General features: G+C 69.9%; 23 protein-coding genes and 1 pseudogene. 14 read left to right on the plus strand and 10 right to left on the minus strand.

Translation table 11 applies throughout. The features are described 5' to 3' along the window. Positions 1 to 28: 28 nt before the first annotated feature. A complete protein-coding gene (locus LY12_RS13480; RefSeq protein ID WP_253856521.1) occupies positions 29 to 502 on the minus strand; it encodes a GNAT family N-acetyltransferase in 474 nt (157 codons plus the stop codon). Between the two features lie 84 nt (positions 503 to 586). Between LY12_RS13480 and LY12_RS13485 the strand changes: the two genes are divergently transcribed. From LY12_RS13485 to LY12_RS13500, 4 genes are all read left to right on the plus strand, one after another. Then, on the plus strand, positions 587 to 1336 hold the full coding sequence (locus LY12_RS13485) for an enoyl-CoA hydratase/isomerase family protein (protein WP_253856522.1): 750 nt from the start codon (positions 587 to 589) through the stop codon (positions 1334 to 1336). Next, entirely contained in the window at positions 1333 to 2892 is a 1560-nt protein-coding gene (locus LY12_RS13490) for an AMP-binding protein (RefSeq protein ID WP_253856524.1), read from the plus strand. The genes LY12_RS13485 and LY12_RS13490 overlap by 4 nt, the downstream gene beginning before the upstream one ends. Further along, complete coding sequence (locus LY12_RS13495; RefSeq protein ID WP_253856526.1) at positions 2883 to 3491, plus strand: TetR/AcrR family transcriptional regulator; 609 nt, start codon at positions 2883 to 2885, stop codon at positions 3489 to 3491. Before LY12_RS13490 ends, LY12_RS13495 begins: the two co-directional genes overlap by 10 nt. Positions 3492 to 3559: 68 nt before the next feature. Then, positions 3560 to 3886 (plus strand): hypothetical protein, encoded by a 327-nt coding sequence (locus tag LY12_RS13500; RefSeq protein ID WP_253856528.1) that lies wholly within the window; start codon positions 3560 to 3562, stop codon positions 3884 to 3886. Positions 3887 to 4188: 302 nt separating this feature from the next. Here the strand turns inward: LY12_RS13500 and LY12_RS13505 are convergent, their stop codons facing one another. Next, complete coding sequence (locus LY12_RS13505) at positions 4189 to 5181, minus strand: NAD(P)/FAD-dependent oxidoreductase (RefSeq protein WP_253856529.1); 993 nt, start codon at positions 5179 to 5181, stop codon at positions 4189 to 4191. Positions 5182 to 5283: 102 nt separating this feature from the next. On the opposite strand from LY12_RS13505, the gene LY12_RS13510 reads away from it, so the two are divergent. From LY12_RS13510 to LY12_RS13520, 3 genes are all read left to right on the plus strand, one after another. Beyond that, the gene (locus LY12_RS13510; RefSeq protein WP_253856531.1) at positions 5284 to 5877 is read left to right on the plus strand and encodes a helix-turn-helix domain-containing protein; all 594 of its coding nucleotides are present in this window, start codon (positions 5284 to 5286) and stop codon (positions 5875 to 5877) included. Positions 5878 to 6024: 147 nt separating this feature from the next. Continuing rightward, complete coding sequence (locus tag LY12_RS13515; RefSeq protein ID WP_253856533.1) at positions 6025 to 6735, plus strand: 4'-phosphopantetheinyl transferase family protein; 711 nt, start codon at positions 6025 to 6027, stop codon at positions 6733 to 6735. Positions 6736 to 6739: 4 nt separating this feature from the next. Further along, a complete protein-coding gene (locus tag LY12_RS13520) occupies positions 6740 to 7897 on the plus strand; it encodes an isochorismate synthase (protein ID WP_253856535.1) in 1158 nt (385 codons plus the stop codon). A 179-nt stretch (positions 7898 to 8076) separates the two neighbouring features. Here LY12_RS13520 and mihF read toward each other — a convergent pair whose 3' ends face one another. After that, entirely contained in the window at positions 8077 to 8388 is a 312-nt protein-coding gene (gene mihF / locus LY12_RS13525) for an integration host factor, actinobacterial type (protein WP_253856536.1), read from the minus strand. 299 nt (positions 8389 to 8687) lie between these two features. Here mihF and LY12_RS13530 point away from each other — a divergent pair, with 299 nt between their 5' ends. From LY12_RS13530 to LY12_RS13540, 3 genes are all read left to right on the plus strand, one after another. Continuing rightward, positions 8688 to 10310 (plus strand): long-chain fatty acid--CoA ligase, encoded by a 1623-nt coding sequence (locus tag LY12_RS13530; RefSeq protein ID WP_253856538.1) that lies wholly within the window; start codon positions 8688 to 8690, stop codon positions 10308 to 10310. Between the two features lie 193 nt (positions 10311 to 10503). Next, the gene (locus tag LY12_RS13535; protein WP_253856540.1) at positions 10504 to 11775 is read left to right on the plus strand and encodes a C39 family peptidase; all 1272 of its coding nucleotides are present in this window, start codon (positions 10504 to 10506) and stop codon (positions 11773 to 11775) included. Between the two features lie 159 nt (positions 11776 to 11934). Next, positions 11935 to 12438 (plus strand): gamma-glutamylcyclotransferase, encoded by a 504-nt coding sequence (locus LY12_RS13540; RefSeq protein ID WP_308292111.1) that lies wholly within the window; start codon positions 11935 to 11937, stop codon positions 12436 to 12438. Here the strand turns inward: LY12_RS13540 and LY12_RS13545 are convergent. Continuing rightward, entirely contained in the window at positions 12428 to 14047 is a 1620-nt protein-coding gene (locus LY12_RS13545) for an FAD-binding oxidoreductase (protein ID WP_253856542.1), read from the minus strand. The two genes, LY12_RS13540 and LY12_RS13545, sit on opposite strands and share 11 nt — an antisense overlap. A 16-nt stretch (positions 14048 to 14063) precedes the next feature. Here LY12_RS13545 and LY12_RS13550 point away from each other — a divergent pair, with 16 nt between their 5' ends. Beyond that, a complete protein-coding gene (locus tag LY12_RS13550; RefSeq protein ID WP_253856544.1) occupies positions 14064 to 14672 on the plus strand; it encodes a TetR/AcrR family transcriptional regulator in 609 nt (202 codons plus the stop codon). Beyond that, positions 14669 to 16219: a glycerol-3-phosphate dehydrogenase/oxidase gene (locus LY12_RS13555; protein WP_253856546.1), complete on the plus strand. Its 1551-nt coding sequence runs from the start codon at positions 14669 to 14671 to the stop codon at positions 16217 to 16219. The genes LY12_RS13550 and LY12_RS13555 overlap by 4 nt, the downstream gene beginning before the upstream one ends. Positions 16220 to 16459: 240 nt before the next feature. Here the strand turns inward: LY12_RS13555 and LY12_RS13560 are convergent, their stop codons facing one another. The 3 genes and pseudogenes from LY12_RS13560 to LY12_RS13570 form a co-directional block, all read right to left on the minus strand. Further along, positions 16460 to 17773: a citrate synthase gene (locus tag LY12_RS13560; protein ID WP_253856548.1), complete on the minus strand. Its 1314-nt coding sequence runs from the start codon at positions 17771 to 17773 to the stop codon at positions 16460 to 16462. A gap of 191 nt (positions 17774 to 17964) precedes the next feature. Next, the gene (locus LY12_RS13565; RefSeq protein WP_253856550.1) at positions 17965 to 18897 is read right to left on the minus strand and encodes a carbohydrate kinase family protein; all 933 of its coding nucleotides are present in this window, start codon (positions 18895 to 18897) and stop codon (positions 17965 to 17967) included. A 194-nt stretch (positions 18898 to 19091) separates the two neighbouring features. Then, positions 19092 to 19682: pseudogene (locus LY12_RS13570) on the minus strand (TetR/AcrR family transcriptional regulator); the annotation flags it as partial. A 207-nt stretch (positions 19683 to 19889) separates the two neighbouring features. On the opposite strand from LY12_RS13570, the gene LY12_RS13575 reads away from it, so the two are divergent. Next, positions 19890 to 21035 (plus strand): acyl-CoA dehydrogenase family protein, encoded by a 1146-nt coding sequence (locus tag LY12_RS13575; RefSeq protein ID WP_253856552.1) that lies wholly within the window; start codon positions 19890 to 19892, stop codon positions 21033 to 21035. 450 nt (positions 21036 to 21485) lie between these two features. Here LY12_RS13575 and LY12_RS13580 read toward each other — a convergent pair whose 3' ends face one another. Together LY12_RS13580 and LY12_RS13585 are read right to left on the minus strand one after the other, a co-directional pair. Then, a complete protein-coding gene (locus LY12_RS13580) occupies positions 21486 to 22691 on the minus strand; it encodes an amidohydrolase (protein ID WP_253856554.1) in 1206 nt (401 codons plus the stop codon). A gap of 6 nt (positions 22692 to 22697) precedes the next feature. Next, on the minus strand, positions 22698 to 23615 hold the full coding sequence (locus tag LY12_RS13585) for an aldose 1-epimerase family protein (RefSeq protein ID WP_253856556.1): 918 nt from the start codon (positions 23613 to 23615) through the stop codon (positions 22698 to 22700). Between the two features lie 130 nt (positions 23616 to 23745). On the opposite strand from LY12_RS13585, the gene LY12_RS13590 reads away from it, so the two are divergent. Further along, entirely contained in the window at positions 23746 to 24564 is an 819-nt protein-coding gene (locus LY12_RS13590) for an MBL fold metallo-hydrolase (RefSeq protein ID WP_253856558.1), read from the plus strand. A 6-nt stretch (positions 24565 to 24570) separates the two neighbouring features. On the opposite strand, the gene LY12_RS13595 is transcribed toward LY12_RS13590, so the two are convergent. Then, positions 24571 to 25944 (minus strand): APC family permease, encoded by a 1374-nt coding sequence (locus tag LY12_RS13595; RefSeq protein WP_253856560.1) that lies wholly within the window; start codon positions 25942 to 25944, stop codon positions 24571 to 24573. Between the last annotated feature and the right edge of the window lie 12 nt (positions 25945 to 25956).

Raw genomic sequence — 25956 nt, forward strand, 5'->3', positions numbered from 1 at the left:
TCCTCCCGACGGAACCGGCGGCCGAGCCTCACCGCCGGTCGGGGAGCCACCGGTACTTGACCCAGCCCTCCACCGGCTTCCCGCCGAGCGAGCCGTAGAAGGCCTCGGCCTTGGCGTTGCCCACCTGCATGTCCCATTCGACCCGTCCGCTGGTGCGCCTGCCGAGCTCGGCCATGAGCTCCCTGCCGAGGCCGTAGCGGCGGAACTCCGGCTTCACGAACAGGTCGTCGAGGAAGACGCCCGGCTTGGCGTCCCAGCTGGGGAACGTCCACGCGCACAGCGCCATGCCGGCCGTCACCCGCTCGCCCGCCGCATCGTCGACGTCGGCTCCGGTGTCCGCCTCGGCGATCACCACCCACGCCTTCGGCTCCGGCCCGAAGAGGTGTTTCGCCATGTCGCCGCGGTCGAGCACGAGGTCGTCCTTGCCCTCGTAACGAGCGTGCTCCTCGATGAGCTGGCAGATGTCCTCGACGTCGTCGGGTGTCGCATCACGTACCGGCATGACACGCAGTTCAGCACAGGTCAGTGCCCGGATGCCACCCTTCCGGTCTATCGATCGATTGATCGACCGAGTTAGTGTTGCGGCATGCCGACAGTGGAGCTCGACACCTCCGGCGCCGACGGCGTGGCCGTCGTCCGCCTCAACCGCCCCGAGCGGCTCAACGCCGTCACCGCCGACCTCGTCGACGATCTGCTCACCGCACTCGACGCCGTGACGGTCCGCACCGACGTCCGCGCGGTCGTGCTCACCGGCGAAGGGCGTGCGTTCTGCGCAGGGCACGACCTCAAGGAGCCCACACCCGAGGGTGATTCGCGCCCGCGGCTGGAACGCCTGCAGGACGTCACGCGCAAACTCCGTGGCCTGCCGCAGCCGGTGATCGCGGCCGTGCACGGGTACGCGATCGGCGCGGGTGCCGAGTTCGCACTGGGGTGCGATCTGGTGGTGGCGGCGGACGACGCCGTGTTCGCCTTCCCGGAAGCGGGCCTCGGCCTGAGCGTCACCGGGGCGGCGTCCCGCCTGCTGCCGCTGCTGGTCGGACCGCTGAAGGCCAAGGAGCTGATGCTGCTGGGCGAGCGCATCGACGCCGAGACGGCCGCCGGACTCGGCCTGGTCAACCGGGTCGTGCCGCGCGACGAGCTCGGCGCCCGCGTCACGGAACTGGCCTCGGAGCTGGCGGACAAGCCGCCCCGTTCGGTCACGCTGGCCAAGCGCGCTCTGGACCACGGCATCGACGGTGCGGTCGAGAGCGTGCTGGAACTCGAGGTCACGCACGCCCTGCTCACCGAGCACACCCCCGAGGTCGGCAAGAGCGCAGAGGAGTTCCGGTCCCGATGAGCACCCATCTCGTCGAACTCGTCACCACGGCGGCCCGGACCTGGCCGGACAAGCCCGCATGGATCTTCGACGACACCGGGCGGGACGGCGCCCGCGAGACGCTGACGTTCGCCGATGTCGACCGGCGCACCGGCCTGCTCGCCGCGGCACTGGCCGAACGCGGGGTGTCGCCGGGCGACCGGGTGGCCGTCATGCTGCACAACCGGCCGGAGTTCCCGTTGCTGTGGCTGGCGCTGGCTCGGCTCGGTGCGGCGATGGTGCCCGTCAACACCGGATACCGCGAACTCGACGGCGGCCACGTGATCACCCATTCGGGTGCTTCGCTGGCGGTGACGTCGGAGGAGTTCGCGGGGCTGCTGCGGACCGTCGCCCCCGGCACCGGGCTGCGGGAGGTGGTCACGACCGACGAGCTCAGCGGCACCGAAAGCAGCGGCACCGAGAGCAGCGGCACGGGACCGACGCCGGACTTCGCTCCCACCCGGGAGACGCCGACCAACATCCAGTACACGTCGGGCACGACCGGGGCGCCGAAGGGGTGCGTCCTGCCCCACCGCTACTGGACGACCCTCGCCGACGACCTGGCGACGGCCTTCCCCGCGATCTCGGCCGACGACGTCATGCTGACCGCGCAGCCGTTCCACTACATCGATCCACAGTGGAACGTCGCGCTGGGACTGCGTTCCGGTGCGACCCTCGTCGTGCTCGACCGGTTCCACCCGTCGACGTTCTGGGAAAAGGTGCGTGAGCACGGCGTCACGTGGTTCTACTGTCTGGGCCTGATGCCGACGCTGCTGCTGCGAATGCCGCGCGGACCGGAGGACCGCGACCACCGGGTGCGCGCGATCACGGCCTCGGCCATTCCGCCGGAACTGCACGCCGAGCTGGAGGCCAGGTGGGGTGTGCCGTGGTACGAGGCCTTCGGCATGACCGAGACCGGCGGCGACATCCGCATGTACCCCGATGATCACGACGAGCTGGTCGGCAGCGGCTGCATCGGGCGCCCTGCCGCCCACCGCGAGGTGATCGTCGCCGACGCCAGCGGCATCCCCGTTCCGCGCGGCACCGAGGGTGAGCTGCTGATCCGTGGCACCGGCCTGATGCACCGCTACCACGACGATCCGGACGCGACGGCTAAAGCGTTCCGTGGCGGCTGGTTCCACACCGGCGACCTCGCCCGCATGGACGACGAGGGCAGGGTGTTCTTCATCGGCCGCACCAAGGACATGATCCGCCGCAGCGGGGAGAACATCGCCGCCGACGAGGTCGAACGCGCCCTGCTGCTACACCCCGGCATCGCGGCGGCCGCGGTCGTGGCCGTACCGGACGAGCTGCGCGGCGAGGAGGTCAAGGCGTACGTCGTGCTCGACGGAAAGCACGATCCCGAGGAACTGGCCGCGTTCTGCGAGGCGAAACTCGCACGGTTCAAGGTTCCGCGATTCTGGTCCGTTGTGGACGAGTTGCCGATGACCCCGTCCGAGCGCGTCGCGAAGGGACAGCTGCGCGAGGGCGATCAGCGCGCGGGCTCCTACGACCGGAAGGCGGGCAGGTGGCTGTGACGAAACCCGCCGGCGGCAAACCCGCAGGCGAGCGCGTGCACCGCGCGGCGGTGCGGCTGTTCGCCACGAAAGGGTTCCACGGCACCGGCATCCGCGACCTCGCCAAGGCAGCCGACCTCTCGTCGGCCAGTCTGTACCACTACATGCCCACGAAGGAGCGGCTGCTCGCGGACATCATGCGCACCTCGCTGCAGGGCCTGCTCGACGCCGCAACGGGTGAGCTCGACGGTGTCACCGACCCTGTCGAACGGCTGGACCGGCTCGTGGTGCTGCACGTGACCCGGCACGCGCGCGAACCGCTGCGCACCCGGGTCGTGGACAACGAGGTCGACGCGCTGACACCCGCGTCGCGGCGGGACGTCGTCGGCATCAGGGACGCGTACGAGAAACTGTGGTCCGACACCATCGACGACGGCCTGCGCAGTGGTGTGTTCACCACCACCCGCCCCGCGACGACACGGCTCGCACTGCTCGACATGTGCAACGGCGTGGCCCGGTGGTTCTCCCCCGGCGGCGAGCTGGGCAGAAGCGATCTCGCCGACCACTACGCCGACCTCGCTCGGCGCATGGTCGGCGCACCGCCGAAACAGCCCCGATGAGGGTGCATCGGCCCAGTACGGAGGGGGTGGCGCTTGCCCTGACGCCGTAGCTGGGGGACGCTCGTGGGGTGAGTGAACAGACTATCCACCTGGAACTCAACGACGAGGGCGTCGCGCCCGGGCTTCCCACGCCTACCGATCCGCAGGACCACATCCACGATGTGCCCTACCGTCCCGTCGAGTTCCGTGACGACGATCTTCCCGCCGCTCTGGAGCGCGGCGCGGCCTGGCTCCGCAAGGCGCAGCAGTGGCTCGGTGAGTCCGCGGACGTCATCGCGGTCCACCTCGATTACGACGATCGCGACGGATACCCGTACTACAACCTGAAGATCCTCTGCAACGAGGAGGATCTGGCGGGCGTTCCCCTCGCGATCAAGCAGGGCAACCGGTCCTGACGACCGCGCCCGGTCACCGGCCGGGCTTTGCCGGTGCCCGCAGTGACGATCCTGCGGGCCCGGTGCATGCCGCCCTGCAGTGCATGGCCGCTCCCAGTGCATGGCCGCTCCGCGGCGGATGCACGCTCCGCAGCACCGAGAACGAATCTCCCGGTTCCAACCAGTATCCAAGCGCATCAGTTTCCAGCGCACCAGTATCGACGGCACCACATCACCCACCGCCACCCGACGCATGACCGGGCGGGCGGCGGTGGGTGATGTCGGCCGGTCGGCGGCGCCCTCGGACGTACCGCGCGGGGCCGTCAGCCGGTCACTGCGACGGGCTCGCCCCGGTACCGGGCGACCGCCACCCGGGTGTCCTCCGCCACGAGATCACCGTTGAGCTGCGCGGCGGCGAACGCACCGGCCGCAGCGGCATTGCCCACCTGGGCGGACGGGTCGGTGACGTTGCCGGCCGCCCACACCCCGGCGACGTCGGTCTCGCCGCGCGCGTCGACGGGCAGGTGGTCCCCCGTGCCCGAAGGGTGCTCCCTCGGTGTCAGCCCGAGGTCCGCCAGGAACCCCGCCCGCGCGACCATCCGGGTCGCCACGGCGACGACGTCCCTCGCGACCGTCTCGCCGTCGGCCGTGCGGATGCCCGTGATCCGGTCGTCGTCGATCACCAGCGCATCGACGTCGCCGGTCACGATGCGGATGTCACGTGCGAGGAGCTGCTCCCGCTGGTCACCGGACAGTTCCATGCCCCGGGAGAAGAAGACCACGTCGGAGCTCCACTGCCGGAACAGCGACGCCTGGTGCAAGGCCATCGGCCCGTTCGCGATCACCCCGATGCGCCGATCGCGCACCTCCCAGCCGTGGCAGTACGGACAGTGCACGACGTCACGCCCCCACCGCTCACGCAGGCCCCCGATATCGGGCAGTTCGTCGACGAGACCGGTGGTGACAAGCACCCGGCGTGCCCGTACCGACCGCCCGGCGGACGTCGACACCGTGAACCGCCCTTCGCCGCCTGCCGACACGGCGTCGACCTCCGCGGTCACGACCCGGCCGCCGTAGCTGCGCACCTCGGCCCTGCCGCGTTCCAGCAGTTCGGCGGGCGGAACCCCCTCCCGCCCGAGTAGTCCGTGCACCGCGTGCGCGGGCGCGTTGCGGGGTTCGCCTGCATCGAGCACGACCACGCTGCGACGTGCACGGGCCAACATCAGCGCCGCATTGAGCCCGGCCGCTCCGCCCCCGATCACCACGACGTCGTAGTCGCCTTCCCACTGCTCCGTCACCGTGTCCTCCTCGGTCACCGTGTCCTCCTCGCCCCTGTGCTGTGGATACCTCCACCGGCGACTCTGCACCGCCGTCACAAGAGTTGGCAAAGTTCTTTGCCGAGATGGCAAAATCACCTCATGGACGACGAGCTGGGCCAGGCACTGGACGCCGTGGGACCGAGACTGCGCGCACTGCGCACCCGGCGCGACCTGACGCTCGCGGAGCTGTCCGACCGGACCGACATCTCCGTGAGCACGCTGTCACGCCTCGAATCTGGCGCCCGCAGGCCGACGCTCGAACTGCTGCTCCCGCTGGCCAAGGCCCACGGTGTCGCACTCGACGAGCTGGTCGACGCGCCGCCGACCGGCGATCCGCGCGTACACCTGCGCCCGGTCACCCGGCACGGCATGACCATGCTTCCGCTCACCCGCAGGCCCGGCGGGATCCAGGCGTACAAGATCGTGCTCAACGGATGTGACACGCCGCCGGAACCGGACCCGCAGACGCACGAGGGATACGAATGGCTCTACGTGCTCAACGGGCGGCTCCGGCTCGTGCTCGGCGAACACGATCTCGCACTCACGCCAGGTGAGGCCGCCGAGTTCGACACCCGCGTCCCGCACTGGTTCGGCTCCGCCGACTGCGAACCCGTCGAATTCCTCAGCCTGTTCGGCACCCAGGGCGAACGCGCCCACCTCCGCGCAGCCCCGAAGGACACCTTCGACACCTGACGCGCTCCCACCCGGAGGGCGCCCCCAGGGGCACTTTGGTCGCACTCAATGCAACCAAAGTGCCCCTGGGGGCATTCAGCGAATGCCCACCCGTCGCGCAAGCCGCCAAGCCCCACGGAAACGCTTCGCGCGGCTAGTCTGTTGGGCATGATCACTTGTGCCGTCTGGTGGGCGGTTCCGGTGGACGACGCCGCCGAGCACCGCGGACTCCTGACCGACGTCGAACGGGAGCGGTACGGCGCGTACCGCAAGTCCGACGACCGTCGGCGGTTCCTCACCGGGCGGGTCATGGCGAAGACCCTGGTCGGCGAACGACTCGGAGTGCCGGCAGCCGACGTCGTGTTCGACGCGGCCTGCGAGGACTGCGACAAGCAGCACGGCCCGCCGCGCCTGCCCGGCAGCACGCTGCGACTGTCGATATCCCACGCAGGCGATCGCGTGGGGCTCGCTCTGACCGACGGCGCCGAACTGGGCCTCGACGTCGAAGCCACGACACGTCACGCCGACGACGGGCTGCTCGACTACGCCCTGTCCGACACCGAACGTGCCGCCGTCGCCGACCTGGCCGACAGCGACCGCACCCGCTCGTTCTTCCGCTACTGGACCGGCAAGGAAGCCCTGATGAAGGCGACCGGCAAAGGGCTGCGCATCCCGCTGACGAGCCTCACGCTGTCGGCGCCCGGCGAGCCGATACGTCTCGTGTCGGCCGCGGCATCGACCCTCGACCCGGCCACCACCAGGCTCGCCGCCCTGCAGCCCGGCAGCGGCTACGACGCCTCGGTGGCCGTCCTGACCGGCGACGAGCTGGAGATCACAGAGCGATGGTGGAGCCCGGCGCCCGCCGCGCTGGGACACTGAAGGCATGGACGCCGCGGGCCTCGTCGAGCACTACCGGCGCGGCGATTTCCTGTTCGCCACCGCACACCGCACGATCCTCACCCGGGGCGTCGCCCACGAGATCACCGGGACCGACGAGCACGCACTCGCAGACCGGGTGTCGGCGGCCCTCGCCGAGCGCGGTGGCATCGCCACGGGAGTCCTGCCCTACGACGCCGCCTCCGGAACCCCTGCACGGCTGGTCGTCCCGCAGACGACCCACACAGCGGGCCCGGCACACCCTGACGTGGGCAGGCTCACCAGGGAACACGTCGGTGTGCCCGCGGCGGTGCGGGCCGTCCCCGAACCGCCGAACCACGTCGGCGCGGTGCGCACGGCCGTCACCGAGCTGGCCGTTCGTGACCTGCGAAAAGTCGTTCTCGCACGGGCGCTCGACGTCGAGTTCGCCGACGAGGCGCCCGTCGCCGCGATCGTGCGGAACCTGGTGCTCGACCACCGCCACGGCCACGTGTACGCCGCGGACCTGCCCGGCGGGCGGACGTTGCTCGGCGCCAGTCCGGAACTGCTCGTCTCCCGCCGCGGCGGGCGCGTCGTGGCACACCCGCTCGCCGGGTCCATGCCCCGTTCGGCGGACGCCGCCACCGACACCGCGAACGCGGAAGCGCTGCTGGGGTCGAAGAAGGACCTCATCGAGCACACGATCCTCACCGAGGCCGTCGCCGAGGCACTCGGCCCGTTCTGCCGCACGCTCGACGTGCCCGCCGAACCGGCGCTGGAACGCACCCCGGCCATGTGGCACCTCGGCACGCGCATCATCGGCGAACTGGCCGACCCTGCGACGACAGCGCTGCAGCTGGCCTCGGCACTGCATCCGACACCCGCGATCTGCGGCACGCCCGTGGCGTCCGCGCGGCAGCTCATCGGCGAGCTGGAGCCGTTCGACCGCGGCTACTACGCCGGTGCCACCGGCTGGGTCGACAGCGAAGGGGACGGCGAATGGGCCGTGTCGATCCGCTGTGCCGACGCGGGCGCGGCATCACTGCGGATGTACGCGGGCGGCGGCATCGTCGCCGATTCGGATCCGCAGGCCGAACTGGCCGAGACGTCGGCGAAGTTCGCGACGCTCGCCCACGCGATGGGACTCGACCCCGACGCGCTCCAGCACGGTTCGCGCCCGCGGTGATGCCCGACGGCACACGCGCAGCGACAGCGGTCGCCAGGAAACCGGCGGCGAATCGCCGACGCGAATCACCGCAGGCGAATGTGCGAACCGGAACCGAACCGGTTCGAAATCGGAGGAAAAGGGCGCGACGGCCCGTGGGTGACACGCCGTGACGGCGGGCCACCCACGGACGCGGGGCGTCACTTGAGAGCGCTGATGAGAGCTTCGCGCTGACGGTCGCCGAGGCCTGCGGCCCGGCGGTCAGGGTCGATGCCCGCCTGCTCCAGGAGCGCGGCGACCTTCACGGCGCCGAGCCCGGGAACAGCCTTCAGCAGCTGGGTGACCTTGGTCTTCCCAACCGTCTTGTCGTCCTTGGCGCGGTTCAGCACCTTCTCGATGGTTTCCGAACCGTCCTTGATCGACGCAAGCAGCTCCGAGCGCGCCTTGCGAGCCTCGGCCGCCTTGGCCAGGGCTTCCTGCCGCTGTTCCGGAGTCAACGTAGGCAGAGCCAACGTACCTTTCCTTTCTTCTCGGGTGCCGCTTGTGCAGCGGCGACAACCCGGGTCCCCAGGTGCTTGCCCGAGCAAGCGCTGGCCAGGCCGTCTCTTACCACGCGCCCAGTAAACGCCAAGACCCCTTCGTCCGCGAAATCGACACGCGATGACCCCCCGTCCGAGGCATGCAGGTCGAAGCGTTGGAGCCGTGGCCCGCCACTACGCGTAACTGTTATACGCAGCACCTGCTGCATGTCGCAGCTTACGGATAGGCTCGCGCTGAATCCGCGTTCACCGCAAGAACCACGGGAGCCTCAATGTTGAGCACGATGCAGGATGCCCCCCTTTCCATCGCCACCCTGTTGAAGCACGGCAGCACGCTGCACGGCACGAGCGAAGTGGTCACGTGGACCGGATCGGACACGCGCAGGCGCAGCTACGCCGAGGTCGGCGACAGGGCGGCGCGGCTGGCGAACGCCCTGCGCGGCCTCGGCGTGACGGGCGACCAGCGCGTGGGCACGTTCATGTGGAACAACGCAGAGCACCTCGAGGCCTACATGGCGATCCCTGCCATGGGCGCCGTGCTGCACACGCTGAACATCCGCCTGTTCCCCGAGCAGCTGGTGTACGTCGCCGACCACGCCGAGGACCACGTCATCATCGTGGACGGCACGCTCATCCCGCTGCTGAACAAGCCACTCGCCGAGATGTCCACGGTGCGTCACGTCGTGGTCGCGAACGGTGACCCGGCGACCGTCGAAGCTCCCGAGGGAGTGCAGGTTCACGACTACGAGCAGCTCCTCGCTGCCCAGCCGGCACAGTTCGACTGGCCGGAGATCGACGAGCGGTCGGCGGCCGCGATGTGCTACACGTCCGGTACGACCGGTGAGCCGAAGGGCGTGGTCTACTCGCACCGCTCGATCTGGTTGCACTCGATGCAGGTGTGCATGTCGGACAGCATGCGCCTGAGCGACACGGACACGGCGCTGGTGATCGTGCCGCAGTTCCACGCGATGTCGTGGGGCGTGCCGTACGCGGCGTTCATGGTGGGCACGTCGATGGTCATGCCCGACCGGTTCCTGCAGCCGGGGCCGATCGCCGAGATCCTCGCCGCAGAGCAGCCGACGTACGCCGCCGCCGTGCCGACGATCTGGCAGGGGCTGCTCCAGCACCTCGAGGCCAACCCGCAGGACATCTCCCATCTGCGCGAGGTCGTGGTGGGCGGTTCCGCAGCGCCGCCGTCGATGATGCACGCGTTCGAGGAGCGCTACAACGTCCCGGTGCTGCACGCCTGGGGCATGACCGAGACGTCGCCGCTGGGCAGCGTCGCCCGTCCGCCGCGAGGGGCCTCCGGCGACGAGGCGTGGCGCTACCGCTACACGCAGGGCCGGTTCCCCGCTTCGGTGCAGGCGCGGCTCATCGACGACGACGGCAACGAGGTGCCGTGGGACGGCGAGAGCGTCGGTGAGCTCGAGGTGGCGGGGCCGTGGATCGCCGGCGCGTACCACAAGGGGTCGGACCCCGAGAAGTTCCGCGACGGCTGGCTGCGCACCGGTGACGTCGGCAAGATCACCCCGAACGGCTACCTGACGCTGACCGACCGATCCAAGGACGTCATCAAGTCGGGCGGCGAGTGGATCTCGTCGGTGGACCTGGAGAACGACGTCATGGCGCACGAGGCGGTCGCCGAAGCCGCGGTCGTGGGCGTGCCGGACGAGAAGTGGGACGAGCGCCCGCTGGTGGCCGTGGTCGTCAAGGAGGGCCACACCGTCACCGCCGAGGAGTTGCGGGAGTTCCTGCGCGACAAGGTCGCCAAGTGGCAGCTGCCCGAGCACTGGACGTTCATCCCCGAGGTGCCGAAGACCAGCGTCGGCAAGTTCGACAAGAAGCGCATCCGCGCCGACCACGCCGAAGGCAAGCTCGACATCCGACACTTCTAGGCGATCCCCCACCCGGCCCAGGGGCAGATGCCCCCAAGGGCACTTTGGTTGCGTTGAATGCAACCAAAGTGCCCTTGGGGGCGCTCCCGCGAACCGCGGTGCGCACGGAGGGTGAGAAGAGGGACCCACGACGTGGGCCGAACGGTCCATCCGCGGTTTACACGCCGCTGTCCGGCGATAACAATGACTCGCCATGCGCGGACGACTCTCCACGGTGCTGACGGCGGCGATCACGGCATCGGTGATCCTGCAGCCCACGGCGACCGCCTCCGCTCCGGCCCTACCCGTTGGCGAAGCGTCCGCGCGAGCCGCGGCCCCTTCCACCGAGGACGAAGCCATCGACCACCACGGCTGGAGCAGCCCGCGCGACTTCGCCTCGGGCGAGCTCGACGGCGTCAGCCCCGGCGACGAGGGCATGCGCATCAGCGATCCCGTAGGCACCGAGAACGGCTACGAGTACGGCACCTGGACGTCACCGGTCCACGAACCCGGTTTCGACGCCTCCGAGCTCATCTCGTCCTGGAACGCCCGCACGCCGGAGGGCACCTGGTTGAAGGTCCAGGCGCAGGCGCGCACCGCAGCCGGTGCCGACACCTCCTGGTACACGCTCGGCAAGTGGGCCTACGGCGACGGCGACATCGAGCGCACCAGCGTCACGGGCCAGTCCGACGAGCACGCCGCCGTCTACACCGACACGCTGTCGGCCGCCGACGGCGTGGCGTTCCGTGCCTACCGGCTGCGCGTGACCCTGTACCGCGCCGAGGGGTCCAACGCCTCACCGGTGGTCACGCAGGTCGGGGCGATGACCTCCGACGTGCCGGACCGGTTCCGCCCGGAGCTGACGGAGCCGGGCGAGGCGGCCGGCATCGAGCTGGACGTGCCCACGTACGCGCAGAACGTCCACCGTGGCAACTATCCAGAGTACGGCGGTGGCGGCCAGGCGTGGTGCAGCCCTACGTCCACGACGATGGTCGCGGAGTACTGGGGCGCGAAGCCGACCGACGAACAGCTGTCGTGGCTTCCCGCGGACTATCCGGACAAGAGCGTGGCGCACGCGGCGCGGCACACCTACGACTACGCCTACGAGGGCACCGGCAACTGGCCGTTCAACACCGCCTACGCCTCGCAGTACGGGCTCAAGGGCAACGTCACCCGCCTGCACTCGCTGGCCGAACTGGAGAGCTACATCGCGCGCGGCATCCCGGTCATCACGTCACAGTCGTTCCTGGAGAAGGAGCTGGACGGCGCCGGTTACGGCACCGCGGGACACCTCCTTGTGGTCGTCGGGTTCACCGAAGACGGTGACGTGATCGCCAACGACCCGGCGTCCAAGTCCAACGACGAGGTGCGGCGCGTCTACGATCGCGAGCAGTTCGAAACGATCTGGCAGCGCACCAAGCGCTACGACGCCGAAGGCGAGGTCGCGAGCGGCAGCGGCGGCATCGCGTACATCATCGAGGGCTGAGCGATCCTGATTTCCGGAGAACCGATCTTCCACGACGCCCAATACCCGGAGGACCCGTACCCGGGCGCCCGCCCTTCGCACTCGTACGTCCACCACGACGGCGCTGGGTACGCACTGTCTGCCGACACGCTCGCGGCGGCACGCGCGGACCGCGAGCGCGTGCCGGTGCTGGCTTACGGCTCGAACGTGTGCCCTTCGAAGATCACGTGGCTGCGGGAAACGCTGGGGTTGTCCGGGCCGGTGATCTCCGCACGCGCGGAATGCCGCGACCTGGCGGCCGTGTGGGCGGCGGCGCTGCGGCCGCGGGACGACCAGCGGCCCGCGACGCTCGCGTCCGCACCGGGTGTCACGGAGTGGCACGCCGTGTGGTTCGCGACGCCGGGCCAGGTCGAAGCACTCGACGTCTGCGAGGCGCGGGGCAAGGCCTACGACCTCGCACGCCTCCACAGTGGACATATCCGGCTCGAGGACGGGTCCACTCTGGACGAGGTGTACGCCTATGTCGGCATCGAGGGCGGCAACATGCCGTTGCTGGTCGACGGCGCACCCGTGCGGACCGCCGAACTGGTCCAGTACGGTGCCGCCCGGCTGACCGGCGAGGCGGCCGGCACCCACGGACTCGACGTGACCGTCGTCCCGGAGGGCACGCCCGTCAGCCGATGAGCTTGCCGGGGTTGAGGATCCCGGTCGGGTCGACCGCCCGCTTGGCGGCGGCGAGGACGTCACGGCCGAGTTCGCCGATCTCGGCCGTCAGATACGGCGCGTGGTCCATGCCGACGGCGTGGTGGTGCGAGATCGTCCCGACACGGTCGGCGGAGATGGCTTCACAGGCCGCGGCCTTGGCTCGTTCCCACTGACCGATCGGATCCTCCGGATCCCGCGGCGTCAACACCGTGAAGTACAGCGACGCACCGGTCTCATAGGCGTGCGACACGTGGCACATGATCAGCGGATGGCCGAGTTCCCGCCGTAACGCGGTACGCACCCGGTCGTAGAGCGTGCCGAGTTTCGACCAGTGCGTTGCGGTTTCGAGGGTTTCCACGCACACGCCCGCGTCGAGGAGCGCATCCCGCTGGCGCGGCCCACCGAACCGGCCGCGCAGCCACGCTCGCGCCGGTGCGGACGTGAGCCACACGCCACCACCGGAGCGCAACAGCCGCATCGCCTTCTTGCGGCGGTCGGCCGACTCCCCGTGCCAGCTCAGCACCAGCAGGCACGGGGAGTCGACCCCACGGGCACTCAGGTAACGGCGCAACGCGCTCGTCTTCCACGTCCCCGCCAGCTGCAGCTGCACCGCCGTCTCGTCCACATCGGACAGGCGAGTGATGTCGGCGAGCAGCCCCTGCTGCGCCAGCTCCCGCACGAGTCCGCTACCGCGTTCCCAGCCGTCGACGGCCACCGCCTCGAAGTGCTCGCTGTCGGGCAGCGGCCGCACGCGCACCGCGACCTCGGTGATGACGCCGAGGGTTCCCTCGCTGCCGATCGCCAGCTGCCGCAGATCGGGCCCGGCCGCCGACGCCGGCGCCACGCCGAGTTCCCACTCGCCGCGCGGGGTCGCCAGCCGCACACCGGTGACCATGTCCTCGAAACGGCCGTATCCGGACGAGGCCTGCCCCGCCGAACGGGTCGCCGCGAACCCGCCGATGGTGGCGCGTTCGAACGACTGCGGGACATGACCGAGGGTGAAGCCGTGGGCCGACAGCATGCGCTCGGCGTCCGGTGCGCGCACCCCGGCCTGCAGTACCGCTGTACGGGAGATCGGGTCGACCGACACGAGGCGGTTCAGGCGCTCCAGATCCAGGACGATCACGGCCTTCTTGTCGCCCCTGAACGCCGTCACACCGCCGACGACGGACGTGCCGCCACCGAACGGCACCACGCCGACGTCGTGTTCGACACACACGTCCAGCACCTGCTGCACCTGTTTCGGACTGCCCGGCAGCACGACGCCGTCGGGGGTGGGGATTCCCGCGGTCGGCTGCCGTCGCCGCAGCAGGTCCAGGTACGACAGCCCGCCGCTGCGCTCGAGGCGTTCACGCGGTTCCTCGAGCACGTTGCCCGCGCCGACGACCGCGGCGATGGCGGACCGTGTCCGCTCCGGCAACTGCGACGGCGGCGTCGCGATGGCGGAATCGGGCGCCACCGGATCGTTCGGGGTGGTGTCGCCGATCCGGCTCCGCAACCAGCGGAGCTCCTTGGCCGTGAGATGGGAGGCGTCGGCACCGTCGGGCGTCCAGGCACCTCGCAGGCGGTGGTCAATGCTGTCGGTCACGACTATAGTGTGACACATGAAGCCGGAATGTCACACCCGTGCCGGTGGTCGTGTCTCGGACGACACACTGCTCGATGCGGCCAAGGAATGCGTGCTCGCCGGCGGCGTTCGGCGCACCACGCTCACCGGCATCGCCCAGGCCGCCGGCGTGTCGCGGATGACCGTGTACCGGCGCTTCCCCGACGTCGGCAACGTCCTCGCGACGCTCATGACCAGAGAGTTCACCGCCCTGCTGCAGCGAGTGGCCGACGACGTCCCCGCGGGCGGCACCGCACGGTCCCGCCTCGTCGAACACGCCGTCGCGGGCGTCCGCCGACTCGGCACCGATCCGCTGCTGCGCACCGTGCTGGACCTCGACGCCGAGCTGCTGCTGCCGTACGTCACCGAACGCCTCGGGGCGACGCAACGCCTCGCCGAGGACGGATTGCACACCTTCGTCGTCGAAGGCCACGCCGACGGTTCCGTGCGGCCCGGCGATCCGGCGGCACAGTCTCGCGCGCTGTTGCTACTGCTCCAGTCGTTCGTACTGTCCCTGCGGCCCGCGACCGCCGGCGAGACCGGCGTACCCCCGGAGAACCTGCTCACCGAACTCGCCCAGCTGCTCGAAGGAGCCCTCACGCCATGATCACGGCCTCCCTGACAGCCCGCCGTCGCACGCGAGAACTCGACGACCTGGCCGCCGGCAAGCAGATCGACGTCATCGTCGTCGGCGGTGGCGCCACCGGCGCGGGCTGCGCACTCGACGCGGCGTCCCGCGGGCTCACCGTCGCACTCGTGGAGGCCCACGACCTCGCGTTCGGCACGTCGCGGTGGTCGAGCAAGCTCGTGCACGGCGGGCTGCGCTACCTCGCCCACGGCGAGCTCGGCCTCGCACACGAGAGCGCCGTCGAGCGAAACGTACTGATGACCCGCACCGCGCCGCACCTGACCCGGCCGATGGCGCAGGTGTTCCCCGCCTACGGCCCGGCCACCGAACCCGGGCACCTGCTCACCAGGGCCGGACTGCACGCGGGCGACGCGCTGCGACGGGCGGCGAGGACCCCGTCGTCACTGCTGCCGAGACCACGGGCCGTGCCGTCGGCCGAGGCACTCGCCCTCGCGCCCGGTCTCCGGCGCACCGGACTGCGGGGCGGCCTGTTGTCGTTCGACGGGGCGCTCACCGACGACGCGCGTCTCGTCGTGGCGATCGCCCGTACGGCGGCGGCACACGGCGCGAGTGTCCTTACGCGACTCTCGGCGACACGGCTGTACGCCGACCGCGTCGTCGCACGCGACGGCATGACGGGATCCACTGTGGAACTACGGGCGAAGCAGGTCGTCAACGCGACGGGCGTCTGGGCGGGCTCGCTGGCGCCGTCGGTGCGGTTGCGACCGTCACGGGGAACCCACCTGGTGCTCGACGCCGAACGGACCGGCCTGGGAGATACGTCCGTGATGGTGCCGGTTCCGGGGGAACTGAACCGCTTCGTGCTGCTACTCCCCCAGCCCGGCGGGCGGGTGTATCTCGGGCTGACCGACGAACCGCTCGACGGCGACCCCGAGGACGTTCCGACGGTTCCACAGTCCGATGTGGCCTTCCTGTTGGAGGTGGCGTCGTCGATACTGGAACGTCGACTCACCCGCGACGACGTGCTGGGCTCCTTCGCCGGAATGCGCCCTCTGCTGGAGGCCGACGGCGCGACGGCCGACCTGTCCCGCAACCACGCGGTGCTGACCGACCCGGACACCGGCGTGCTCACCGTGGTCGGCGGCAAGCTGACGACCTACCGGAAGATGGCCGAGGACGCCGTCGACGCGGCGGTGCGATCGGCGCGCCTGCCCGCCGGGCGATCACGGACCAGCAGGCTGCCACTGTTCGGCGCCGCGAGCCGCAGCCAGCTGTCCGTTGTGGACGCGCCGCCGCGACTGGTCGCCAAGTACGGCACCGAGGCCCCGCGAGTGGCGGCGCTCGGCGAGGTCGATCGCGAGCTCGCCGAGCCGGTCTTCGCGGGCACCGACGTCACCGCAGCCGAGGTCGTGTGGGCCGCCCGCCACGAAGGCGCGCTCGACGCCGACGACGTGCTGCACCGGCGCACCCGCCTCGGCCTCGTGCCGGCCGAGGCCGAAGCGGCCCGCTCCCGCGTCGACGACCTGGTCGCCCGCACCACCGAAGGCCTCCGCACCCTCGCCTGACGGCGTGACCCGTTTGCCCCCAAGGGCACCTTGGTGGCGTTGAACGCGACAAACCTTCCCCTCACGATCCGCTACAACTCGGCCGACCAGTCGTGCCCGCGAGGGGAAGAAACGTCGCACTGAATGCAACCAAAGTGCCCTTGGGGGCACGCGGCAACGGTTTCCGCACGCGACGAGGGCCGCCGCCCGGATATCGGGCGGCGGCCCTCGTGTGCGAACCGCGAGTCAGCGCTGTCGTACTCAGCGCTCGGAGAGCGGCTTGTAGTCGCGCTCCTTCGCACCCGTGTAGATCTGACGCGGACGGCCGATCTTCGTCTCCGGGTCGGAGATCATCTCGCGCCAGTGCGCGATCCAACCGGGCAGCCGGCCCAGGGCGAACAGCACCGTGAAGAACTGCGTCGGGAAACCCATGGCCCGGTAGATCAGACCCGTGTAGAAGTCGACGTTCGGGTAGAGCTTGCGCTCGATGAAGTACTCATCGGACAGCGCGCGCTCCTCGAGCCGCTTGGCGATGTCGAGCAGCTCGTCGTTGCCGCCGATCTTCGACAGGATCTCGTCGGCCGTCTTCTTGATGATCTTCGCGCGCGGGTCGTAGTTCTTGTAGACCCGGTGGCCGAAGCCCATCAGGCGAACGCCGGGCTCCTTGTTCTTGACCCGCTCGACGAACCTGTCGACGTTGCCGCCGTCGGCCTTGATGCCCTCGAGCATGTCCAGCACGGCACTGTTCGCGCCGCCGTGGAGCGGGCCGAACAGCGCCATGACGCCGGCCGAGATGCTCGCGAACAGGTTCGCCTCGGACGAGCCGACGAGCCGCACGGTCGACGTCGAACAGTTCTGCTCGTGGTCGGCGTGCAGGATGAACAGCTGGTCGAGGGCCTTCGCCATCACCGGGTCGATCTCGTACGGCTCGGCGGGCAGACCGAACGTCATGCGGAGGAAGTTCTCCACGAGACCGAGCGAGTTGTCCGGGTAGAGGAACGGCTGGCCGATCGACTTCTTGTAGGCGTAGGCCGCGATCGTGGGGACCTTCGCCAGCAGGCGCACGGTCGACAGGTCGACGTTGGACTTGTCGAACGGGTCGAGCGCGTCCTGATAGAACGTCGAGAGTGCCGAGACGGCGCTGGAGAGCACCGGCATCGGGTGGGCGTCCCGCGGGAAACCGTCGAAGAAGCGCTTCAGGTCCTCGTGCAGCAGCGTGTGCCGGTTGATCTTCGAGGTGAAGTCCTCCAGCTGCTGCTTGTTCGGCAGCTCGCCGTGAATCAGCAGGTAGGACACCTCGACGAACGTCGAGCGCTCCGCCAGCTGTTCGATGGGATAACCCCGATAGCGCAGGATCCCCGCCTCACCGTCGATATAGGTGATGGCGGAAGACGCGGCCCCGGTGTTGACGAAACCCGGGTCGTAGGTGATGTAGCCGGTCTGGGCCAGCAGCTTCCCGAGCTGAATGCCGGGGGCGCCGTCAACAGGGCGGACAACGTTGAAGTCGTGCTCGCCATCGGGCAGGCGGAGCACGGCCTTCTCGCCCTCGGACTGCGCCGCAGTCGCGTCGGACATGCACATGCCTCTCACGGTCACACGGGCCGGCCGGTGGCGACCGCATGTTCTGCTGGTCACCGCGTGTACGCGACAGGCCCTTCAGCCTCGTCGCACCGCCCCGCTGGGGTACGAATGCTCCCTAACGCTAGTCCAGATAAGGGCTTTTTCGCAGCCGTGGCGTTACACACAGCGACCCGGTGCGACAAGGTTCACACGCTGGCGTTTTGGTCGCCGGTTAACTCGTTCGAGGTAGGCGGTTCGGCGCCGCTGCGTGACACCGTCACACCCGCCGCACGAGAGGCGTACGCAAGCGCTTGCGTCCAGGTGTCGGGCGTCATCGCGGCGAGATTCGTCACGCCGCGGTCCGCGAACCACGCCAGCAGCGCTCCCAACACGGTGTCGCCGGCACCGATCGTGTCGACCACCGCGACATCCGCCGCGGGTACGCGTGCGACCTCACCGTCGGTCGTGAGCACCGACAGACCGTCACCGCCACGAGTCAGCACGACGGCCTCGACCCCGGCGTCGAGCCATGTCGCCGCCGCCTCGACGGCCGACTCCCCGCCGGTGAGCCACTCCGCGTCGTCGTCGGACACTTTCAGCAACCGCACATCGGGCAGCCAGGACGCGAACCGTTTCCGGTAGGCGTCGGGATCGCTGATCATGTCGGCGCGGATGTTCGGGTCGAGCGCGGTGAGTACGCCACGCGCGGCCTCCCGGCGGAGCACGGCCTCGTAGGCGCTCGCACCCGGCTCCAGCACCATGCCGAGGGTGCCGAGCGACAGAATCCCGGTGCCGGCGGGCAACGGCCCCGGGTCCTCGACGAGCCGGTCGGCGGTGCCCTCGGTGTAGAAACTGAAGCGCGCCGCGCCCGTCTCATCGAGGGCGACCACGGCGAGCGTCGTCGGCTCAGGGCCGCGCTGCAGCAGGGACGTGTCCACACCGGACGCTTCGAGCCGCTCGACGAGCGCGTCGCCGAAACGGTCCGTCGACAACCGCGAGAGCAGCGCCGTCGGCACGCCGAGCCTGCCCGCGGCGAGTGCCACGTTGTACGGCCCGCCACCGAGCCGAGGGGCCAGCAGCGCCGGATCGGACTCCGCGGGCACCAGGTCCACCAGCGCCTCACCGCCGGACACGATCATCGCCGCGCTCCTTTCGTCGTTGCCGAGCCGGTCTCGGCCGCCACGGCGTCGTCCGTGACCGTTGTGGGTTCAGCGTCACGACCGGCTACCGGGGTGCCCCCGGCAGCCGCGGTCGCGAGGACGTTACCGGCACGCGTGACAGCGGCGGTGGCGCCGGTGCGGCCGGGCCCACCGTCGCCTCCGTGACCGCCGTCCCGCTGCAGGCCCCCCAGCAGCAGATCGGACAGTGCGGCGAAGGCATCGGCGTCCGAGTAGCCGGTGCGCGCCCTGACGGTTCCGCTCTGGATCTGCTCGATCAGCAACTCGGCGAACTCGGCGACCAGCGGCCCGTGCACGTCGCGGAACAGACCGTCGGACATGCCTTCCGAGATGAACGCGCGGATGCGGTCGGCGGCGGCGTGGGAGTTGAACTCGTACGTGACACGGGTCGGCTCGAACGTGTCGACGTCGGCGATGAACGTCTCCGACGCGCGGCCCAGCTCCTCGGCGACCCCGGCCAGATACTCCTGGATCCTCGCCCGCGCATCGGCGGCCCCGGCCACCCGCGCCTCGATGCGCTCGGCCGCCCCGCGGAAGAAATGCGTGACGACCGTGACGGCGAGCTGTTCCTTGCTGGAGGCGAGCGCATACAGCGTCGACTTCGAGCAGCGGAGGCGTCCTGCCAGGTCGTCGAGGGTGTAGCCGAGGAACCCGTCGGCGAGGAACAGCTCCTCGACCTCGGCGAGCAACGCCTGCTGACGGGCAGTGGCCGGGCGAGTTCGCCGCCGGGTCTGGTTCTGGGGCATACGTCGAGCTTATGATGGTACTGAGAACACCACCACAGTACTGTTTTCAGTACTAAGTTTTGCCCCCAAGGGCACCTTGGTGGCGTTGAACGCCCCGAATCTTCCCCTCGCGGTCAGACGATCAGGAGCAGCGCGAAGGGAACATTTGTGGCGCTGAGCGCCCCCAGGGCGCCCCTCGGGGCGACACAGCCAGCCGAGGAGCCACCGATGCCCGCCGAACGCCTGCTTCCCGACACCGAGTCCGCAGACCTCATCGCGCTCGCCCGCGAGATCGCCCGTGACGAACTGGCGCCGGTCGCAGCCGAGTACGAGGAGGCCGAGCGGTTCCCCAGGGAGCAGTTCCGGCTGCTCGGCAAGTCCGGTCTGCTCGGTCTGCCGTACTCCGAACGCTGGGGCGGCGGCGAGGTGCCGTACGAGACGTACCTGCAGGCTCTCGAGGAGATCGCGGGCGCGTGGATGTCCGTCGGCGTCGGCCTGTCGGTGCACACGATGTCGTGCTTCGCGCTGGCCCACTACGGCACGGACGAGCAGCGCGATGCGTGGCTGCCAGCCATGCTCGGTGGCGAGCTACTCGGCGCCTACGCGCTGTCCGAGATGCACGCCGGATCCGATGCGGCAGCGCTGTCCACCCGCGCCCGGCGCGACGACGGGGACTACGTCGTCAACGGCACGAAGGCGTGGATCACCGCGGGCGGTCAGGCCGACTTCTACACGACGATGGTCCGGACCTCCGACGACGGCGCCAAGGGCATCAGCTGCCTGCTCGTCGACGGCTCGACGCCGGGACTCGACGCGGCCACCCCCGAGCGCAAGATGGGCCTGACCGGGTCGACGACGGCGCAGATGATCTTCTCCGGCGCCCGCGTGCCCGCCGGGCGACTGATCGGCGGGGAGGGCGCGGGGCTGAAGATCGCGCTCGATTCACTCGCGTCCGGACGGCTCGGTATCGCGGCGTGCTCGGTCGGCCTGGCTCAGGCGGCGCTCGACGAGGCCGTCTCGTACGCGAAGACCCGGCAGCAGTTCGGCAAACCGATCATCGAGAACCAGGGGATGGAGTTCCTGCTCGCCGACATGGCGGCCGCCGTCGAGACGTCCAGGGCGATGTACCTCGACGCGGCCCGGCGCCGCGACCGCGGCATGCCGTTCCAGCGGCAGGCGTCGGTGGCCAAGCTCGTCGCGACCGATTCGGCGATGACGGTGACGACCGACGCCGTGCAGGTCCTCGGCGGGGCCGGCTACACCCGCGACTTCCCCGTCGAGCGCTACATGCGCGAGGCCAAGGTGCCGCAGATCTTCGAGGGCACGAACCAGATCCAGCGCATGGTCATCGCCCGCGCCCTCAAGGAGGCGTAACCCCACTCACGACGCCGTGTTGCGGATTCCGGGGCCCGTGTTGCAGTTCCCGGGGCCCGTGTTGCGGATTCCGGGGCGCGTGTTCTGCATTCAGTCCAGCGTGTTCTGCATTCAGCACGCCGAGATCTGCTCCGAAACCGCGAGAACTGCACCCAGGCCGGCATGTTCCGCGGTGACGGTGGTCGACCATCCGGCGCCGTGGCGGCTGAACTCGACCTGCGCTACCGACGGTTTCGCAACCGGAAACACCATGGCACCGCACAGCGCGAGACCTGCGGGCCCCGGAGGGCGCAACACGGGCCCCCGAGGGCGCAACACGGCGGCGTGAGTGCAGAACACGCGGGGCCGAGTGCAGGACACGCGGCCCGCGTACTCACGCCGCCGCACCGCGCCCGCCGCCGCGTTGCCCACGCCGCAGCGTCGCCATGCCGCCGCGTTGCCCGGGTGTCGTTATTCGCGGTAGCGGCGGTCGGCGACCACGCCTTCGCCCGTCGCGTCGTCGAACGCGTACACGTCGCGACCGCGGACGAACACCCGCTCGGCACGGTTCATGACATCCAGCGGGTCGCCGGACCACACGGCCACGTCGGCGTCCATGCCGGGCTTGAGCGCACCGATGCGGTCGCCGAGTCCGAGCATCTCCGCCGGATGCACCGTCAGCGCGCGCAACGCCGTCGTCCGGTCCAGACCGTCCTTGACCGCCAGCGCCGCTTGGTAGACGAGAAAGTCGATCGGGATCACGGGATGATCAGTCGTGATCGCGAGCTTCACACCGGCACGCGCCATGATGCCCGCGGCGCGCATCGATCGGTTCCGCAGCTCCACCTTGGCGCGCGAGGTGAACAGCGGCCCGAGGATCACCGGCACGTCGCGTTCGGCGAGGAAGTCCGCGATCAGGTGGCCTTCGGTGCCGTGGTTGACGACGAGCTTGTAGCCGAACTCCTCGGCCAGTCGCACGGCCGTGACGATGTCGTCGGCGCGGTGGGTGTGCTGATCCCAGTACAGCTCGCCGTCGAGTACCTGCACCAGTGTCTCCATGGTGAGGTCGACGTCGAACGGCTTGCCCTCGGCCGCCGCGTGGTCGCGCTGGGCGGCGTAGTTGCGGGCCTTGGTGAACGCCTCACGCAGGGTGGCGGCCACGCCGAGGCGGGTCGACGGTGTCTTGTCCTTCTCACCGTAGACGCGCTTCGGGTTCTCGCCCAGTGCGCTCTTCACGCTGACGTCCTCGGCGAACATCATGTCGAGGATCGTGCGGCCCCACGTTTTCACGCCGACGGTGCGCCCACCGATGGGATTGCCGGAGCCGGGCTTGATGACGACGCTCGTGACGCCGCCGGACAGTGCGTCGTCGAATCCGGGCTCGTACGGGTCGATGCCGTCGAGCGCGCGGAACCGGGCGCCGTTGGGGTCGGTCATCTCGTTGGTGTCGTTGCCGGACCAGCCTTCGCCGTCCTCGTGCACGCCGAGGTGGGCGTGCGCGTCGATGAAGCCGGGCAGGACCCACCGGCCCGCGGCGTCGACGACCTCGGCGTCGGCGGGCACGTCGACGCCGGATCCCACGGCGACGATCTTGCCGCCGTCCATCAGCACTGTGCCGCCGTCGATGGGGTCACCGTCGACGGGGACCACGTATCCGTTCGTGATTGCGGTAGTCATAGTTCGTTAGGCTAACGAACCTGCGAGCTGAATGCCCCACGAACCACGCCACGTCTCACCCGGTTCGACCGTGATGAGGTCGGTGCCCGAGTTCAGCGCGTCCGCGGGGCACGTCATCGGCTCGATCGCGATCGCACGGCCGCGCTCGGGAAAGTCCGACGGGGTGAACACCTGGGCCCAGCGGAAATCCGGTTCGGACCAGACGTCCAGGGTCCCTTCGTGGTGACTCAGCCACACGTGGTGCAGTCCGTCCTCGCCGAGTTCCAGCCCCGTGAACGCCGTGTCCAGGTCCAGTCCACCCACGATGCGACCACCGCGCAGGTCGTAGCCGGTGCCCTCGACGTCCTGTTCCTCGCCGTAGGGCAACTGCTTGTCATCGTCGAACGGCCGCACGCGCGTGGCGGGCAGCGTCAGCGTGAGTTCGTCGGTGGGCACGTCGCCGATGCGGAAATAGGGATGCGCCCCGACGCCGAAGCCGACCGCCTTGTCGCCCTCGTTGCTGACCGTGTGCGTGACGGTCAGCCCGCGCGGCGCGAGGTCGTAGACGATGCCGGTGCGCAGCGGCACCGGCCAGCCCTTCGCGGCGCCGATGTCGCAGCCGAACGTGATCGAGGACTCGGCGTGTTCGACCAGCTCCCACTCCTGATGCCGCACCAGGCCGTGGATGGCGTTGCCGCGAGCGGGTTCGGTGACCTCGAGCTCCTGCTCCTCGCCGTCGAACGTCCACCGCGCTCCGGCAGTGCGGTTCGGCCACGGCACGAGGACCTGCCCGGCCCCCTTCGGCGGCTGCTCCTCCTCGGCGAAGGTCTCGACGTACGCGGCGCCGCCGATCGTCAGCGACCTCAGCCCCGCGCCGATCTCGGTGACGACGGCGCGCGCGTTGCCGCGCAGAAGCTCGAAGTGTTCCCCGGTCGGATTGGCCATGTCCCGAACATACTGGGACGTGCTGGTGCACATCGCGGGGCGGTGGCGGCACGCACCAGGATGGCCGCCCGGTGGTACGCCGACAGCGAACGGCCGCACACGGCGGTCGGCTGCGACTAGGGTCGTGATCATGACGACACGGGTCCACCATTTCAGCGGCGGCGCGATGCGGCCGTTCGGCGGCGGGCTCGTCGACGGCGAGCCGGGCATCGCGCGGCGCGCGGAGCTGACCTGCCACTGCATACTGGTCGAGACCGATTCGGAACTGGTGCTCGTGGACACGGGCATGGGAACGCCCGCGCTCAGCCGGCCCGCCGAATGGCTGGGCCGGGCCTTCGCCACCGGGATCTCGCCGGTGCGCGACCCGTCCCGCACCGCCGCGGCACAGGTCCGGGCACTCGGCTTCGAGCCAGCCGATGTGCGGCACATCGTGCTGACCCACCTCGACCTCGACCATGCGGGCGGCCTCGTCGACTTTCCGCACGCGACCGTGCACATCAACGCCCGGGAACTGCGCGCCCTCGAACAGCCCGCCGACGCCAAGGAGCGGTCGCGGTACCGCAAGGTGCAGTTCGCGCACGAACCCGCTTTCACCGCCTACGAACCCGGCGGTGAGGGCTGGTTCGGCTTCGACGCGGTACGCCAGCTCACGGGCCTGCCGCCGGAGGTCCTGATCATCCCGCTGGCCGGGCACACCCGCGGCCACGCGGGCGTCGCCGTGCGCGCGGGCGACGAATGGCGGCTGCACGCCGGCGATGCGTACTTCTTCCGCGGCGAACTCGAGACGGAGCCGCACTGCCCGCGCGGTCTGTCACTGTTCGAACGCGCGCTGCAGACCGATCGCGCGGCCCGCGTCGCCAACCAGCGGCGCCTCGCCGAGGTGTCCCGTACCGGCGAGGTGACGGTGTTCTGCTCCCACGACCCGGTGGAACTGGCGAATCTCGCCTGAGACGGTCTACCGCGAGGCGTCTGCGGACTGCTTCTGGTGCAGCGCACGCATCGCGACGTGGTTGACGGCCCACAGGACGAGCCCGACCGCCAGTAGGATCGCCGCGACCACGTAGTCGCGCGCCGGTCGGCCGGACAGCGGACTGGCCAGGTACAGGCAGAACACGGCCGCCAGCACGGGAACGACCGTCGGCGCTCGGAAGTGGTTGTGCGGCACCGGATCCCGCCGGAGAACCAGCACCGCCACGTTGACCACCGCGAAGACGACGAGTAGCAGCAACGCCGTCGTACCGCCGAGCACGTCGATGTCCACAACGGACACCAGCACGACGGCGATGGCGCTCGTGAACAGGATCGCCACCCACGGACTGCGACGGGCGGGGTGCACCGTGCCGAACACCTTCGGGATGATCCGCTCGTTCGCCATGCCGTACACGAGCCTGCTGGCCATGAGCATGTTGATCAGTGCGGAGTTGACGACCGCGAACAGGCCGATCGCCGAGAAGATCTCCCGCGGCATGCCGGGCGCGCCGATGTCGATCACCTTGAGCAGCGCGCCGCTCTCGGCCGCCTCGAGTCCTTCGGCGGGCACCAGCAGCGACGACGTCACCGACACGAGGATGTAGATCGTCGCTGCGATCACCATGCCCCACAGCATCGCCTTGGGGAACACGCGCGCCGGATCCTTCGTCTCCTCGGCCATGTTCACCGAGTCCTCGAAGCCGACCATGGAGAAGAACGCCAGCGACGTGGCGGACGTGATCGCCACGAGCATGGTCTGGTCCTGCGTGTTGAACTCGGCGAGCCGGCTCGCGTCGCCGCTCCCGTTCAGCACCGCCCAGACGCCGACACCGATGATGATCAGCAACCCGCCGATCTCGATACAGGTCAGCACGACGTTGGTGGTGACCGATTCCCGCACGCCGCGGAAGTTGATCAGCGCCAGCAGTGCGATGAACGCGATCGCCATGAGCGGCATCGGCGCGGTGATGAACTCGGCGATATAGGTGTCGCCGAAGGCGACGGCCGCCGATGACGCCGACGTGATGCCCGAGCACATCACCGCGAACGCGACGAGGAACGTCAGCATGCGGATGTTGAACGCCTTGTGCGTGTACAGCGCCGCACCCGCCGCCCGCGGGTACTTGCCTACGAGTTCCAGGTACGAGAACGCCGTCATGAAGGCGACGGTGAACGCCAACAGGAACGGCAGCCACAGCGCCCCGCCGACCCGGCCCGCGACCTGTCCGGTGAGCGCGTAGATCCCAGTGCCGACGATGTCGCCGACCACGAAGAACAACAGCAGCTTCGACCCGAGGACCCGTTTCAGTGGGGGCTGCCCGGTCGGCGAGGACTCGTCCGTCACGCCCGCGTTCGACATGCCGGAAAGTGT

Origin of the sequence: Prauserella alba, assembly GCF_024171735.1 — a bacterium.
Lineage (GTDB): Bacteria > Actinomycetota > Actinomycetes > Mycobacteriales > Pseudonocardiaceae > Prauserella > Prauserella alba.